We start from the raw sequence: 13,869 nt of genomic DNA on the forward strand, positions 1-13,869 counted from the left end.
GAGATCAGCAAGGCAGCCCTCTCTATGCGCGAAATGGACAGAATCCAGCGAGATCCGGCCAACCGAGCGGCCCCGCGCTTTCATCGAGGACGCCTCGGTGAAGTCTTGCAACGCTTCCTCAATGACCAGAGCGCCGCCACGCACCAGGACTACAACCTGCTGCACCTGGAACAGCTATGGCGCGCGGCGGCGGCGTTGGAGCCGGCCATAGGTCTCAAACTGTTCGAACGCTTCACGCCCCAGGACTGGCACGTTATTGCCCACGCCAGTCTCTACTGCCCGGATGTTGCCGCGTCCATGGCATTCTGGGTTCGCTATGCGCCGTTGGGCTCGGACACCGATCGCGTGCAACGGGTGACGGATGCCCGAGGTTCTGGTGTTGAAATCCATATCGACACCTCGGCGGAGTTGAGCCGTTACCTGATCGAACACTATGGAGTCATGTCCATCACTCAACTGCGGCGTGGCACTGGTCTTGCGGTTCGGCCCGTGCTGGCCTGCTTCAGCCATTCGCGTCCCGACTATCACGCGCAATACCAGCATTGGTTTGGCGACCGTATCGAATTCGATTGCCGGGCCAACCGTTTCTACTTCGACCCGCACAGCCTGCAACTGCCACTGCAGACCCGCCACGCCGGCATGCTCGACCTGTTGAGCGAAGAGCTGGATCGACGGGTGGCCCTGCACCAACGGCTGAGCGGTTGGGCAGCCAAGGTGGTCAGGGCCTGTCGTCAGGCCCTGGCGGCGGGCCATCCCGTAACCCTGGAAAGCCTTTGTGCCCATCTGCATCAAACCCCACGCACGCTGCGGCGACGTCTCGCGGAACAGGGGCTGAGTTTTCGCCAGTTGCTGGACCAGACCCGCGCCGAGCTGGAAATGCATCTGGAATTGCAAGGCGAATCCCGGACGCAGATTGCGCTACAGCTGGGCTACAACGATCAGGCGGCCTATCTGCATGCGCGCAAGCGCTGGCACACCACCGGCACCTGAGGTTTATCCGAGCTCAAAAAAAAGACCCCGGCATTGCGGCCGGGGTCTTTTCAACACTGCGGTTCAGGCATTAGTAACGCTTGATGTCCGCCTGGTTTTCCAGCTGCTTGCGGTAGGCGGCAAAATCTTGCTGCCCTACCCGCGAGGCCAGGAAGCGACGGTATTGAGCCTTCTCTTCCTCAGTCGGCGCAGCGGCTTCATTGACGGCATTGAGCTGCAGCACCAGCAGATTGCCGTTAGGCAGGGTCACGCTAGTGAAGGTCGGTTTGTCCTTGGACTCAGGCTTGCTCATGCGGAACAACGCCTGCAGAACAGTTGGATCGATACCATCCTGACCACGGGTCACCGCTTGTGCGACTTTCCAGTTCTGGCCATCAACCGGCTTGTTCAGCGCTGTCTTGCCATCACGCAAGCTGGCAATCAGCTCTTCAGCCTTGGTCTTGGCCGCAGCACTGGCGTGCTCCTTGGCCAATTGCGTGCGAATGGCACTGGCGACGCTTTCCAGAGGCAGTTGCTCAGGTTTGCGATGCTCTTTGGCTCGCAGCACCACGACAGTTTCCGGATCCAGTTCGATGGCGGTGCTGTTGGAACCCTCGTCGAGGACTTCGGTACTGAACGCTGCTTGCACCACTGCACGGTTGGCAGCGATACCGTCGCCACCGTCACGGCCGAATGGCGCGGAGGTGTGAACAGTCAGCTTCAGCTCCTGAGCCGGTTGTGCCAGATCGGAGGCTTCGAACGAAGAGTCCTCCAGCTGCTTGGTCGCCTCAACGAAACGCTGCTCGACCTGCTGAGTTTTCAAGTCGCGGGTCAGCTTGTCCTTGAGACTGGCGAAGCTCGGCACTTCCGGTGCTTCGATGCCCAACAGCTTGATCAGGTGGAAACCGAAGTCCGTACGCACCGGAGCCGAGACCTGATCCTTATTCAGCGCATACAGCGCCTTCTCGAAGGTTGGGTCATAAACACCTGGACCGGCGTAGCCCAAGTCGCCACCGTTATTAGCCGAGCCTGGATCCTGGGAGAATTCCTTGGCCAGTGCCTCGAAGCTTTCGCCTTTGGCCAGACGCGCCTGGATCTCTTCGACCTTGGCCTTGGCCTGAGCCTCGTTCACCTTGTCGTTGACTTCGATCAGGATGTGCGCGGCACGACGTTGCTCGGACAGGTTGGCGATTTCCTTCTGATACAGCGCCTGCAGGTCCTCGTCCTTGACACTGACCTGATCAAAGAAGGCAGCCTTCTTCAGCTCGATGTAATCAATCACCACTTGGTCGGGAGTCATGAACTCCTTGGCGTGCTGATCGTAATAGGCCTTGACCTCGTCATCGGTCAGCTTGATCGCTGCCGGATCAGCCTTGATGCTCAGAGAAGCGAAATCTCGGGTCTGTTTTTCCAGACGAGCGAACGCCAGTACCTGAGCATCGGTCACGAAACCACTGCCCGCCAGACCGGCACGCACCTGACCGATCAGCATTTCCTGAGCCAGCATCTGGCGGAATTGCAGACGGGTGTAGCCCAACTGACGAATCACCTGATCGAAACGCTCAGGGCTGAATTTGCCTTCAACCTGGAATTCCGGCGTTTGCAGGATCACCTGATCCAGCGCGCCCTCGGAGAAGGCAAACTTGGAATCCTGTGCACCTTGCAGCAACAGTTTGCGGTCGATCAGCCCTTTCAAAGCGGCTTCGCGCAGCATCTTCTCATCCAGCAGGGAGGCATCGAAATCTTTGCCCAACTGTTGCATCAGTTGACGACGTTGCATGTCGACGGCCTGGCTCAACTCGTTCTGAGTGATTTCCTCGCCGTTGACCTTGGCCGCGTCCTGGTTATGGGTAGTGGCCTGGAAAATGGCATCGAAACCGGTCAACGCCAGCAATGCGACGATGACCCCGATGATGGTTTTGGCAATCCAGCCTTGTGAGTTGTCCCTGATATTCTGCAGCATGCGTCCCCCAGAAACGGCTGTACTTCAATTTAAGCAACCGTGGAGTGTGGGTAGAGTCCGGATAGAAGAAAGGCGCATCCGAGGATGCGCCTTCTCGTAACTGGCGGAGCGGACGAGAGCTGAACCTGCGACCCTCGGCATTGGCCGGTGATGCACCGGCCTACTGGCGCCCCGCTGCCAGATCAGGCATGACCCCGACCCGGATGGGCAAAGACCCTGAAGAAACTTAGTTTACGGCTTCTTTCAGTGCTTTACCGGCTTTGAAACCTGGCTTTTTAGCAGCAGCGATTTCCAGAGTCTTACCGGTCTGTGGGTTGCGACCGATACGAGCTGGACGATCCGTTACGGAGAAAGTACCGAAACCAACCAGAACAACAGAGTCACCGGCCTTCAGAGCGCCAGTAACGGATTCGATTACTGCGTCCAGCGCACGGCCAGCAGCAGCTTTCGGGAGATCAGCAGATGCAGCGATAGCATCAATCAGTTCCGACTTGTTCACTCTAAGTCCCCTTACATATCTATGAGTATGATTCTAAGTTTTTTGGTGAAAGCAAAAACGAGTGCTGAATGGCCTACAGACACTTAAGAGCCGCTTTATAACAAGGGCTCTAAAAAGCTGTCAAGGAAGCCCCCCAGGCTAATGCGTACTAATGCGTGCTAATTCTTTCCTTAGAGTCAGACTCGCGTTTTTCGTCCTTTGCAACTATCTCGGGAGCCACATCCGGCAAGGGCTCCGGCGCGTATTGCAGCGCAATTTGCAGGACTTCGTCAATCCATTTAACTGGTTTAATCTGCAGATCCTGCTTGATATTGTCAGGAATTTCTTTCAAATCGCGAACATTCTCTTCAGGAATGATCACCGTCTTGATTCCACCCCGATGAGCTGCAAGTAATTTCTCTTTCAGCCCGCCGATGGCCAATACCTGACCGCGTAGGGTGATCTCCCCTGTCATCGCTACATCAGCCCGCACCGGAATGCCGGTCAGCGCCGAAACCAACGCCGTGCACATGCCTATGCCCGCGCTAGGGCCGTCTTTAGGGGTAGCCCCTTCCGGCATGTGGATGTGGGTGTCGCGCTTCTCGTGGAAGTCCAAGGGAATACCCAGGCTCTTGGCACGACTGCGTACCACAGTCAGCGCGGCAGTGATCGACTCGACCATGACATCGCCCAGGGAGCCGGTCTTGATCAACTGACCCTTGCCTGGAACCACAGCGGCTTCGATCGTCAGCAACTCACCGCCTACCTGAGTCCAGGCCAGGCCGGTCACTTGGCCGATCTGATCCTGCTGCTCGGCCAGGCCGTAGCGGAATTTACGCACGCCCAGGAAGTGTTCCAGCAGATCGGAAGTGACCTTAACAGAGAAGCGTTTTTCCATCGCATGCTCTTTCACCGCCTTGCGGCAGACCTTGGCGATCTGACGCTCCAGGCCCCGCACACCGGCTTCGCGGGTGTAGTAGCGGATGATGTCGCGAATCGCATCGGGGTCGAATTCCAGCTCGCCTTTCTTCAGTCCATTGGCCTGAATCTGCTTGGGCGACAGGTACTTGACCGCGATGTTGATCTTCTCGTCCTCGGTGTAGCCAGGCAGACGAATCACCTCCATCCGATCCAGCAATGCTGGGGGAATATTCATCGAGTTGGAGGTGCAAAGGAACATCACATCGGACAAGTCGTAATCAACTTCCAGATAATGATCGTTGAAGTTGTGGTTCTGCTCAGGGTCCAGAACCTCCAGCAACGCCGACGCCGGATCACCACGCATATCACTGCCCATCTTGTCGATTTCGTCGAGCAGGAACAGCGGGTTGCGAACGCCAACCTTTGTCATCTTTTGAATCAATCTTCCTGGCATCGAACCGATGTAAGTTCGACGATGTCCACGGATTTCCGCTTCATCACGTACGCCACCCAGCGCCATACGCACAAACTTACGGTTGGTCGCATTGGCGATCGACTCCGCAAGAGAGGTCTTACCTACCCCAGGAGGACCGACGAGGCACAGCACCGGACCACGAATCTTCTTCACGCGCTTTTGTACGGCGAGATATTCGAGAATCCGCTCTTTGACCTCTTCCAAACCATAGTGATCGGCGTCGAGAATATCCTCGGCACGCGCCAGGTCGAGACGCACCTTGCTCTGGGCCTTCCAAGGCACTTGAACCAGCCAATCGATATAGGAGCGAACCACCGTAGCCTCGGCAGACATCGGCGACATCTGCTTGAGCTTGTTGAGCTCGGCCTGAGCTTTGGTCATCGCATCTTTTGGCAGGCCGGCGGCATCGATGCGCTTTTTCAGCTCTTCGATTTCATTGTGACCCTCGTCACCATCGCCCAGCTCCTTCTGAATGGCCTTCATCTGCTCATTCAGGTAGTACTCGCGCTGGCTGCGTTCCATTTGCTTTTTGACGCGGCCACGAATGCGCTTTTCAACTTGCAGCAGGTCGATCTCAGCGTCCAGCAATGCCAGGACGTGCTCGACCCGAGCAGACAGATCAATGATCTCGAGGATTTCCTGTTTCTGCTCGATCTTCAACGCCATATGCGCGGCCATGGTATCCACCAGGCGGCTTGGCTCGTCGATACTGTTGAGGGAGGACAACACCTCGGCAGGAACTTTCTTGCCCAGTTGCACATATTGCTCGAACTGGGACAGCAGACTGCGAACGAACACCTCTGACTCACGATCAGGAGCATCTACTTCGTCAATCAGGGAGACTTCGGCACGGCAATGACCATCAACTTCACTGAAGCGTTCGACAGCGCCGCGTTGCTCGCCTTCAACCAACACCTTGACGGTGCCATCAGGCAACTTGAGCAACTGCAAGACAGTTGCAATGGTACCTACGCGATAGAGTGCATCTTCACCGGGATCGTCATCAGCAGGGTTTCTCTGTGCCAGCAAGAGAATCTGCTTGTCGCCCGTCATCGCTGCCTCGAGGGCTTCGATCGACTTCTCGCGCCCCACGAACAGCGGGATAACCATGTGCGGATAAACCACAACATCACGCAATGGCAGGAGAGGCAATTCGATGGTTGTCTTCATGATTTCGCCTCTACGGCGGCCGTACGGCCGTAAACAGATGGAAGTAAGCTTGAAACCAAGATGGGGGCTGCCTGTAAAAAAAACAAGCTTAAAGACAGCACTTTAAGACGCTAAAAGCAAAGGGGCCCGAAGGCCCCTTCTTTCAATCCAACAGCGCGACGCTTACGCGTCTGGCGCCGCCTTGGCCGTCGGCTCACTGTTTTCATAGATGTACAGTGGCTGGGACTTGCCTTCAATGACGCTTTCATCGATCACTACTTTACTCACCTCGGATTGCGAGGGGATCTCGTACATAGTGTCGAGCAGAACACCTTCGAGAATCGAACGCAGGCCACGAGCACCTGTCTTGCGTTCAAGTGCACGCTTGGCGACTGACTTCAAGGCGTCAGTGCGGAACTCCAGATCAACACCTTCCATCTCGAACAACTTGGCGTACTGCTTGGTCAAGGCATTCTTCGGTTCAGTGAGGATCTGAATCAATGCAGCTTCATCCAACTCATCCAGGGTCGCCAGGACTGGCAGACGGCCAACGAACTCCGGGATCAGACCGAACTTGACCAAATCGTCAGGCTCGACTTCACGCAGGGACTCACCAACCTTCTTGCCCTCTTCCTTGCTACGCACTTCAGCATTGAAACCAATGCCGCCACGGGTAGAGCGGTTTTGAATAACCTTTTCCAGCCCGGAGAACGCGCCACCACAGATGAACAGGATGTTACGAGTATCGACTTGCAGGAATTCCTGCTGCGGGTGCTTGCGACCACCTTGTGGCGGAACGGAAGCAACCGTGCCTTCAATCAACTTCAACAGGGCTTGCTGAACACCTTCACCGGAAACATCCCGAGTAATCGAAGGGTTGTCAGACTTGCGGGAAATCTTATCGATTTCATCGATGTAGACGATGCCCATTTGAGCTTTTTCTACGTCGTAATCGCACTTCTGCAGCAACTTCTGAATGATGTTCTCGACGTCCTCACCCACATAACCAGCTTCGGTCAGGGTGGTTGCATCGGCGATCGTGAACGGTACATTCAACAGACGGGCCAGGGTTTCCGCCAGCAGCGTCTTACCCGAACCTGTAGGGCCGATCAGCAAGATGTTGCTCTTGCCAAGCTCGACGTCGTCACTTTTCTTGTCACGCTGATTCAGACGCTTGTAGTGGTTGTACACCGCTACAGCTAGAACCTTTTTTGCACGTTCCTGACCAATCACGTATTGATCAAGGATGCCGCTGATCTCTTTAGGCGAAGGCAGTTTATGCGCGCTGCTCTCGGCCTGTGCTTCCTGCACCTCCTCACGGATGATGTCATTGCACAAGTCGACGCACTCGTCGCAGATAAAGACCGAGGGGCCGGCAATCAATTTGCGTACTTCATGCTGGCTTTTGCCACAGAAGGAGCAATAAAGCAGTTTGCCGTTGTCCTCGCCGTTGCGGGTGTCAGTCATTCGTTCGATCCAAATCCGATAGGCTTGCAACACAAGATGAAGGCTATTGCGGGCTTTTTCAAGCCCGCCACTGATCAGAACAACTGACCAAGCCTATTTTGAGCTGCTTATTTTAAGCGGGGCGTTGGTTGATTACTTCATCGATCAACCCGTACTCACGCGCTGCTTCGGCGCTCATGAAGTTATCACGATTGGTATCGCGCTCGATTTCTTCCAGAGTGCGCCCGCTATGCTTGGCCATCAGCGTGTTGAGACGCTCACGGATGAAGAGGATTTCCTTGGCATGGATTTCGATATCCGACGCTTGGCCTTGGAAACCGCCCAGGGGCTGGTGAATCATCACTCGGGAGTTTGGCAGGCAGAAACGCTTGCCAGGGGCACCGGCCGTCAGCAAGAAGGCGCCCATGCTGCATGCCTGACCAATACAGGTGGTTGAAACGTTAGGCTTGATGAACTGCATGGTGTCGTAGATCGACATGCCAGCCGTTACCGAGCCGCCCGGGGAGTTGATATAGAGATGGATGTCCTTGTCCGGGTTTTCCGCTTCAAGGAATAGCAGTTGCGCACAAATCAGGTTGGCCATGTAGTCTTCTACAGGACCTACGAGAAAGATCACTCGCTCCTTGAGGAGGCGCGAGTAGATGTCGTAGGCGCGCTCGCCACGAGCGGACTGCTCGACAACCATCGGGACCAGGCCGCCTGCGGCCTGGATATCAGAGTTCTGCTGAATATAAGAATTACGGAACATGCTCTGCAGTCACTCCCAAATAGTCACGTCTTGAATACGCATAAGCCAGCGCGAAGGCTGGCTTATGGTGTGTGCTTCGAACGAGAAGAAAATCAGTCGGCTTGAGGTGCTTCTACCGGCTTGACCGCTTCTTCGTAAGAGACCGATTTGTCGGTCACGCTAGCTTTCTGCAGAACAGTATCCACAACTTGTTCTTCCAGCACAACCGAACGGACTTCGTTCAATTGCTGCTCGTTCTTGTAGTACCAGGACACGACCTGCTCAGGCTCCTGGTAAGCCGAAGCCATTTCCTGGATCAGCTCGCGAACGCGGTCTTCATCAGGCTTCAGATCGAATTGCTTAACAACTTCAGCAACGATCAGGCCCAGCACTACACGGCGCTTGGCTTGCTCTTCGAACAGCTCGGCAGGCAGCTGATCCGGCTTGATGTTGCCACCGAATTGCTGGACAGCCTGAACGCGCAGACGATTAACTTCGTTGTCCAGCAGCGCCTTTGGCACTTCGATCGGGTTGGAGGCCAGCAGACCGTCCATTACCTGATTCTTCACTTTGGACTTGATGGCCTGACGCAGCTCACGCTCCATGTTCTTGCGAACTTCGGCACGGAAACCTTCCAGGCCGGCTTCCTTGATACCGAATTGAGCAAAGAACTCTTCAGTCAGCTCAGGCAGCTTAGGCTCGGAAACGCTGTTAACAGTCACGGTGAACTCGGCAGCCTTGTTGGCCAGATCCAGGTTCTGATAGTTCTCAGGGAAGGTCAGGTTCAGGACACGCTCTTCACCAGCCTTGGCGCCAACCAGACCGTCTTCGAAGCCAGGGATCATGCGGCCGGAGCCCAGTACCAACTGAGTGCCTTTAGCCGAACCGCCTGCAAAAGCTTCACCATCAACCTTACCCACGAAGTCGATGTTCAGTTGATCATCGTTCTGCGCAGCGCGATCAACAACTTCAAAGCGAACATTCTGCTTACGCAGGATCTCCAGCATGTTGTCCAGATCGGCATCAGCTACGTCAGCGCTCAGACGCTCAACAGCGATGTTTTCGAAACCGGCAACCGTGAACTCTGGGAAGACTTCGAAAGTGGCAACGTATTCCAGATCCTTGCCCTTCTCCAGCACTTTAGGCTCGACCGAAGGAGCGCCAGCTGGGTTCAGCTTCTGCTCAACAACTGCCTCATAGAAGGAAGCCTGGATCACATCACCCACTGCTTCTTGACGCGCATCAGCCTCATAACGCTGACGAATCACGCTCATTGGAACCTTGCCAGGACGGAAGCCCGCAATTTTGGCCTTTTGGGCAGTCTGCTGCAGACGCTTGTTGACCTGGCTCTCGATGCGCTCAGCCGGCACGGTGATGCTCATGCGGCGCTCAAGAGCAGAAGTATTTTCAACAGAAACTTGCATGGATATTCCTCGTTGCACAGACGTTAGCCGGCCGTTTTCCGACCCCAGAATCAAGGGCATGCATTCTAGTGGGTCAAACTCAAGAAGTCACCCTACTGAAAACGGGTAAAAAACGGCCGACAATGTGAAGGCGAGGACAAAGGGTTGAGCCTCGCCATGAGAGCAAATACTACGAATCCAACCAGAGCCTCTACACCAACCCTTCTATATATAGAAGGAGCCGGCCAGAGCTTCCCTGACAAACACCAACCAATAGCCAAGATCCCAGCACCCAGCGACCAAAGGCCAACCATTGCCCAACCCAGCCGCCCCACTGTGCGTGGAAACACCAGACATATCGGACCCAGAAACGAAAACGGCGCAGCCCTTTTCAGGTGCTGCGCCGTAATCTGCTATTAACTAGCTACTTTATTGGTGCGGACGAAGAGACTCGAACTCTTACACCTTGCGGCGCTGGAACCTAAATCCAGTGTGTCTACCAATTCCACCACGTCCGCTTAACAATCTTTTAAAGCAAAGGCGCCAGACTATTAATCTGGCGCCTTCTTCGAATATGGGGTGGACGATGGGGATCGAACCCACGACAACAGGAGTCACAATCCTGTGCTCTACCAACTGAGCTACGCCCACCATATTGCGTTACTTGTGCCAAAGCTGCCTAATGGCGCACCCGGCAGGACTCGAACCTGCGACCATCCGCTTAGAAGGCGGATGCTCTATCCAGCTGAGCTACGGGCGCCTTATTAATCTGTATTCTTTAACGATTACAAACTAATTGCTTTCAGTCGTTATGAGCTAAACATCAACTCCGCCCGACTTTCTTAACCAGTGCTAGGCTGTGCCCGACAAGTGCGACGAATGTTATAGGCGAGCCTTTAGGTCGTCAACTCTTTTTTAAAAAAAATTCATTTAATTAAAGGAGTTAGGGGAATTTGCAGACCAAGCGCCTTTGCCCTCACGTTCCGACATGCGAGAATACGTTCTCTTTTTCTCTCCCTCTCGATGGTTAATCACGCGTCATGACTGCACAACTAATCGACGGCAAAGCGATCGCCGCTAGCCTGCGCCAGCAGATCGCCAAACGTGTCGCCGAGCGTCGCCAGCAAGGCCTGCGTACTCCGGGCCTCGCGGTGATTCTGGTCGGCAGCGACCCGGCCTCTCAGGTTTATGTCTCGCACAAGCGTAAAGACTGCGAAGAGGTCGGCTTCCTTTCACAAGCCTATGACTTGCCCGCCGACACCACTCAAGAAGCACTGGCGGGCTTGATTGATCGCCTCAATGATGACCCGAACATCGACGGTGTCCTGCTACAGCTGCCACTCCCTGAGCACCTGGATGCCTCTCTACTACTAGAACGCATTCGTCCGGACAAAGACGTGGATGGCTTCCATCCTTATAACGTTGGTCGTTTGGCCCAACGCATTCCCCTGCTGCGCCCCTGCACTCCCAAAGGCATCATGACCCTGCTGGAAAGCACCGGTGCCGACCTGTATGGCATGGATGCAGTAGTGGTCGGCGCATCCAACATCGTTGGGCGCCCGATGGCCATGGAGTTGCTGCTGGCTGGCTGCACCGTGACCGTCACTCACCGCTTCACCAAGGATCTGGCTGGCCATGTCGGCCGTGCCGACCTGGTTGTCGTTGCTGCTGGCAAGCCAGGCCTGGTCAAGGGCGAGTGGATCAAGGAAGGCGCTATCGTCATCGACGTCGGCATCAATCGCCAGGAAGACGGCAAGCTGGTGGGCGACGTGGTTTATGAAACCGCCCTGCCCCGCGCGGGCTGGATCACTCCAGTGCCTGGTGGCGTAGGCCCCATGACCCGCGCCTGCCTGCTGGAAAACACCCTGTACGCCGCAGAATCGCTGCACAGCTGAGTTTTCGACAGCGCACAAAAACCCGCCAATGGCGGGTTTTTTTATGCGCCAACGTTACAACACCACAGCGCTCTTTATCGCCCCTGAATCTTAGCGTTCAGGATCGCACTCAGCCTATTCTGAAACCGCAGTAGCGCTCAGGAAAAAACGGTGTTTTTTCTTGGTTTTTAAGGGTTTTCGACTGACCACTGAAGAACAATCGACAGTTCTTCAGCCATACTCATAAAATGTAACGCTTTTCCGAAAAAGCCCGTTGCCAAACGGCATATCCATTATTATCGAGTCCGCCCGCGTGAAAATTCGTCTCTCCATCCTCAGCTTATTGTTTGCTGTGTCCGGCACCTTGATCGCGCACAGCGTCGACGCCAGCGAAACCACCGCGGCGCCAAGAGACACTTCACAATTGCATATTGCATCCGGCAGCGCCCTGCTGCTGGACCTGCAAACCAACAAAGTCATCTATTCCAGTAATCCGGACGTTGTGGTGCCCATCGCTTCGGTGACCAAACTGATGACCGCCATGGTGGTTCTGGACGCCAAGCTGCCGCTGGACGAACACATCTCCATGAACATCAGCGACACCCCGGAAATGAAGGGTGTGTTCTCCCGGGTCAAGCTCAAAAGCGAACTAAGCCGTCGAGACACCCTACTGATTGCCCTGATGTCCTCGGAAAACCGCGCCGCGGCCAGCCTGGCCCATTATTACCCGGGAGGCTATCCGGCCTTCATCGCCGCCATGAACGCCAAGGCCAAGTCACTGGGAATGACCCACACCCGCTATGTGGAACCCACCGGCCTGTCGATCCATAACGTTTCCACGGCTCGCGACCTGAGCAAATTGCTGGTGGCTGCCCGCAAGTACCCTCTACTGAGCGAGCTGAGTACCACCAAGGAAAAGACCGTGGCATTCCGCAAGCCCAACTACACCCTGGGCTTTCGCAACACCAACCACCTGGTCAACAAGGAGAAATGGGACATCAAGATCACCAAGACCGGCTTCACCAATCAGGCCGGTCACTGCCTGGTGCTGGTCACCAGCATGGGCAATCGCCCGGTAGCCCTGGTGATTCTCGATGCCTTCGGCAAGTACACCCACTTTGCCGACGCCAGCCGCATCCGCAACTGGGTAGAAACCGGCAAGAGCGGCTCGGTACCGGACGTTGCCTTGCGCTACAAGGCCGATAAGAACCTCAAGAACCGCCAGACTGCAGCCCCTCAGGCCTCGCACTGATACTCAAGCACAACAACGGCGCCCAATGGCGCCGTTGTTGTCTGCAGGCTTCAGTGGCTGTCGAGCGCTTTAGCGGCCCTGGCCGCCGCCTGTTCCTGACCGGCCTGCCCCAGTTCATCGACGGCTTTCAACCAGCGCTGGCGATCGACCTTGGCTGGCAACTGGTTGGGCGCCTGAATCAATACCGCAAAGCTCCCGGCGCTCTTCCAGGACGACTCGAACTCACGAAAGCTCATCAGTTGCCGACGGCTTTTCGCTCCACGCAGCAACACGGTTTGCTTGTCCCGGTTGTAGCCGGCCAACACCGCATAACGCGGCTCAGCCCAGAACGTCGAACCTTCGGTAAAGCGCACCAGCACCGGATAACCTGCCGCCACCTGGGTCAGCAGGGACGCTAGATGATCGTCCAGGGGATAGACCACCATGCCGTACTCACGCGCCAGGCTTAGCATGTTCTGCTGCAATTGCGCCTCGGCGCCAGGCAGGTGCAAGGGTTTGTCCAGCAACCCCGGAGTAATCACGACGCCCTGTTGCGACAGCATGCCGGCCAAGGCTCCGGGGCCACTTTGGTACATCTCTCCACGGAAAAACGGCACGCTGTTGAGCTCTACCCGCTCCGGCAGGCGCTGGATCTCGGGTTGCACGCTGCCGGCACAACCGACCAGGCTCAAGACACAGGCGCTGACCAGCAACGCCGCTCGAAATCGAGGAAATACCCGCACCATCATCGCTCTCTATATTCAAACGCCGGACGACCCGGTCCCGGCTGGGGCCTTGATCATAGGGCGCTCACGGGCGAGGGTATAGCGTTAGGCAGCAGTTAATTGAAAACCATAGAGCGAAGTGTTCGAAGACTCTCGACTATTGGTCAATAGCCTGAAACACAGAGACTACTAGACTAACCATTGGTAAGAGTGTGTGCCCTGGACAGGGCATCAAGGAGGCACTTATGAGCCTGACAACGACGATAGTGATGCTGATCCTGAGCTGGCTGGCCGTAGCCGCCGCAATGCTCTGGGGCGTGCTACGCATCACCCGCCGTCACCATCATCGGCCCCAGCAGTCCACCCCTGACATCAAGACTGGAAAAGCCGCCCGGCGCCCAGCCACTGCTCACTGATCAACATTCCCGCCCTGCCGAAAACAACACGGCCGCCTGACTCCAAGGAGTACAGACGGCCGTTCGTCATG

Annotated in this window: 10 protein-coding genes, 3 tRNA genes and 1 pseudogene; 4 read left to right on the forward strand and 10 right to left on the reverse strand. The window is 55.8% G+C overall.

What is annotated here, in order from left to right:
• The first annotated feature begins 24 nt into the window (after positions 1-24).
• Positions 25-990 carry an AraC family transcriptional regulator ligand-binding domain-containing protein gene (locus KHO49_RS19570; protein WP_213665674.1) on the forward strand — a complete coding sequence of 322 codons (966 nt, stop codon included), beginning with the start codon at positions 25-27 and terminating at the stop codon, positions 988-990.
• Between the two features lie 70 nt (positions 991-1,060).
• Here KHO49_RS19570 and KHO49_RS19575 read toward each other — a convergent pair whose 3' ends face one another.
• The 9 genes and pseudogenes from KHO49_RS19575 to KHO49_RS19615 form a co-directional block, all read right to left on the reverse strand.
• Positions 1,061-2,932, reverse strand: coding sequence for a SurA N-terminal domain-containing protein (locus KHO49_RS19575; RefSeq protein WP_102864653.1), 1,872 nt, complete (start codon positions 2,930-2,932; stop codon positions 1,061-1,063).
• A 226-nt stretch (positions 2,933-3,158) separates the two neighbouring features.
• Positions 3,159-3,440 (reverse strand): annotated as a pseudogene (locus KHO49_RS19580) (HU family DNA-binding protein); the annotation flags it as partial.
• Positions 3,441-3,579: 139 nt separating this feature from the next.
• On the reverse strand, positions 3,580-5,976 hold the full coding sequence (gene lon / locus KHO49_RS19585; protein WP_102864652.1) for an endopeptidase La: 2,397 nt from the start codon (positions 5,974-5,976) through the stop codon (positions 3,580-3,582).
• 162 nt (positions 5,977-6,138) lie between these two features.
• Positions 6,139-7,422 carry an ATP-dependent Clp protease ATP-binding subunit ClpX gene (gene clpX, locus KHO49_RS19590; RefSeq protein WP_102864651.1) on the reverse strand — a complete coding sequence of 428 codons (1,284 nt, stop codon included), beginning with the start codon at positions 7,420-7,422 and terminating at the stop codon, positions 6,139-6,141.
• Between the two features lie 112 nt (positions 7,423-7,534).
• Positions 7,535-8,170, reverse strand: a complete 636-nt coding sequence (clpP, locus tag KHO49_RS19595; protein WP_011062274.1) for an ATP-dependent Clp endopeptidase proteolytic subunit ClpP — start codon at positions 8,168-8,170, stop codon at positions 7,535-7,537.
• A 92-nt stretch (positions 8,171-8,262) separates the two neighbouring features.
• Positions 8,263-9,573: a trigger factor gene (gene tig / locus KHO49_RS19600; protein ID WP_102864650.1), complete on the reverse strand. Its 1,311-nt coding sequence runs from the start codon at positions 9,571-9,573 to the stop codon at positions 8,263-8,265.
• Between the two features lie 412 nt (positions 9,574-9,985).
• Positions 9,986-10,070 (reverse strand) — tRNA-Leu (locus KHO49_RS19605).
• Between the two features lie 57 nt (positions 10,071-10,127).
• Positions 10,128-10,203 (reverse strand) — tRNA-His (locus tag KHO49_RS19610).
• A gap of 32 nt (positions 10,204-10,235) precedes the next feature.
• Positions 10,236-10,312, reverse strand: a tRNA-Arg gene (locus KHO49_RS19615).
• Between the two features lie 280 nt (positions 10,313-10,592).
• Between KHO49_RS19615 and folD the strand changes: the two genes are divergently transcribed.
• Positions 10,593-11,447: a bifunctional methylenetetrahydrofolate dehydrogenase/methenyltetrahydrofolate cyclohydrolase FolD gene (gene folD, locus KHO49_RS19620; protein WP_102864649.1), complete on the forward strand. Its 855-nt coding sequence runs from the start codon at positions 10,593-10,595 to the stop codon at positions 11,445-11,447.
• A gap of 292 nt (positions 11,448-11,739) precedes the next feature.
• Entirely contained in the window at positions 11,740-12,678 is a 939-nt protein-coding gene (gene pbpG / locus KHO49_RS19625; protein WP_102881833.1) for a D-alanyl-D-alanine endopeptidase, read from the forward strand.
• Positions 12,679-12,728: 50 nt separating this feature from the next.
• On the opposite strand, the gene KHO49_RS19630 is transcribed toward pbpG, so the two are convergent.
• Positions 12,729-13,403: a PA2778 family cysteine peptidase gene (locus tag KHO49_RS19630; RefSeq protein WP_213665988.1), complete on the reverse strand. Its 675-nt coding sequence runs from the start codon at positions 13,401-13,403 to the stop codon at positions 12,729-12,731.
• Positions 13,404-13,627: 224 nt separating this feature from the next.
• Between KHO49_RS19630 and KHO49_RS19635 the strand changes: the two genes are divergently transcribed.
• On the forward strand, positions 13,628-13,798 hold the full coding sequence (locus KHO49_RS19635) for a hypothetical protein (RefSeq protein ID WP_162884075.1): 171 nt from the start codon (positions 13,628-13,630) through the stop codon (positions 13,796-13,798).
• The last annotated feature ends 71 nt before the right edge of the window (positions 13,799-13,869 follow it).

The sequence above is a fragment of the Pseudomonas sp. RC4D1 genome (assembly GCF_018390395.1).
Classification (GTDB): Bacteria; Pseudomonadota; Gammaproteobacteria; order Pseudomonadales; family Pseudomonadaceae; genus Aquipseudomonas; species Aquipseudomonas danubii.

Coding starts and splice junctions, on each gene's coding strand:
- KHO49_RS19570 (WP_213665674.1), top strand. CDS start 25: ATGCGCGAAATGGACAGAATCCAGCGAGATCCGGCCAACCGAGCGGCC.
- KHO49_RS19575 (WP_102864653.1), bottom strand. CDS start 2,932: ATGCTGCAGAATATCAGGGACAACTCACAAGGCTGGATTGCCAAAACC.
- lon (WP_102864652.1), bottom strand. CDS start 5,976: ATGAAGACAACCATCGAATTGCCTCTCCTGCCATTGCGTGATGTTGTG.
- clpX (WP_102864651.1), bottom strand. CDS start 7,422: ATGACTGACACCCGCAACGGCGAGGACAACGGCAAACTGCTTTATTGC.
- clpP (WP_011062274.1), bottom strand. CDS start 8,170: ATGTTCCGTAATTCTTATATTCAGCAGAACTCTGATATCCAGGCCGCA.
- tig (WP_102864650.1), bottom strand. CDS start 9,573: ATGCAAGTTTCTGTTGAAAATACTTCTGCTCTTGAGCGCCGCATGAGC.
- folD (WP_102864649.1), top strand. CDS start 10,593: ATGACTGCACAACTAATCGACGGCAAAGCGATCGCCGCTAGCCTGCGC.
- KHO49_RS19630 (WP_213665988.1), bottom strand. CDS start 13,403: ATGGTGCGGGTATTTCCTCGATTTCGAGCGGCGTTGCTGGTCAGCGCC.
- KHO49_RS19635 (WP_162884075.1), top strand. CDS start 13,628: ATGAGCCTGACAACGACGATAGTGATGCTGATCCTGAGCTGGCTGGCC.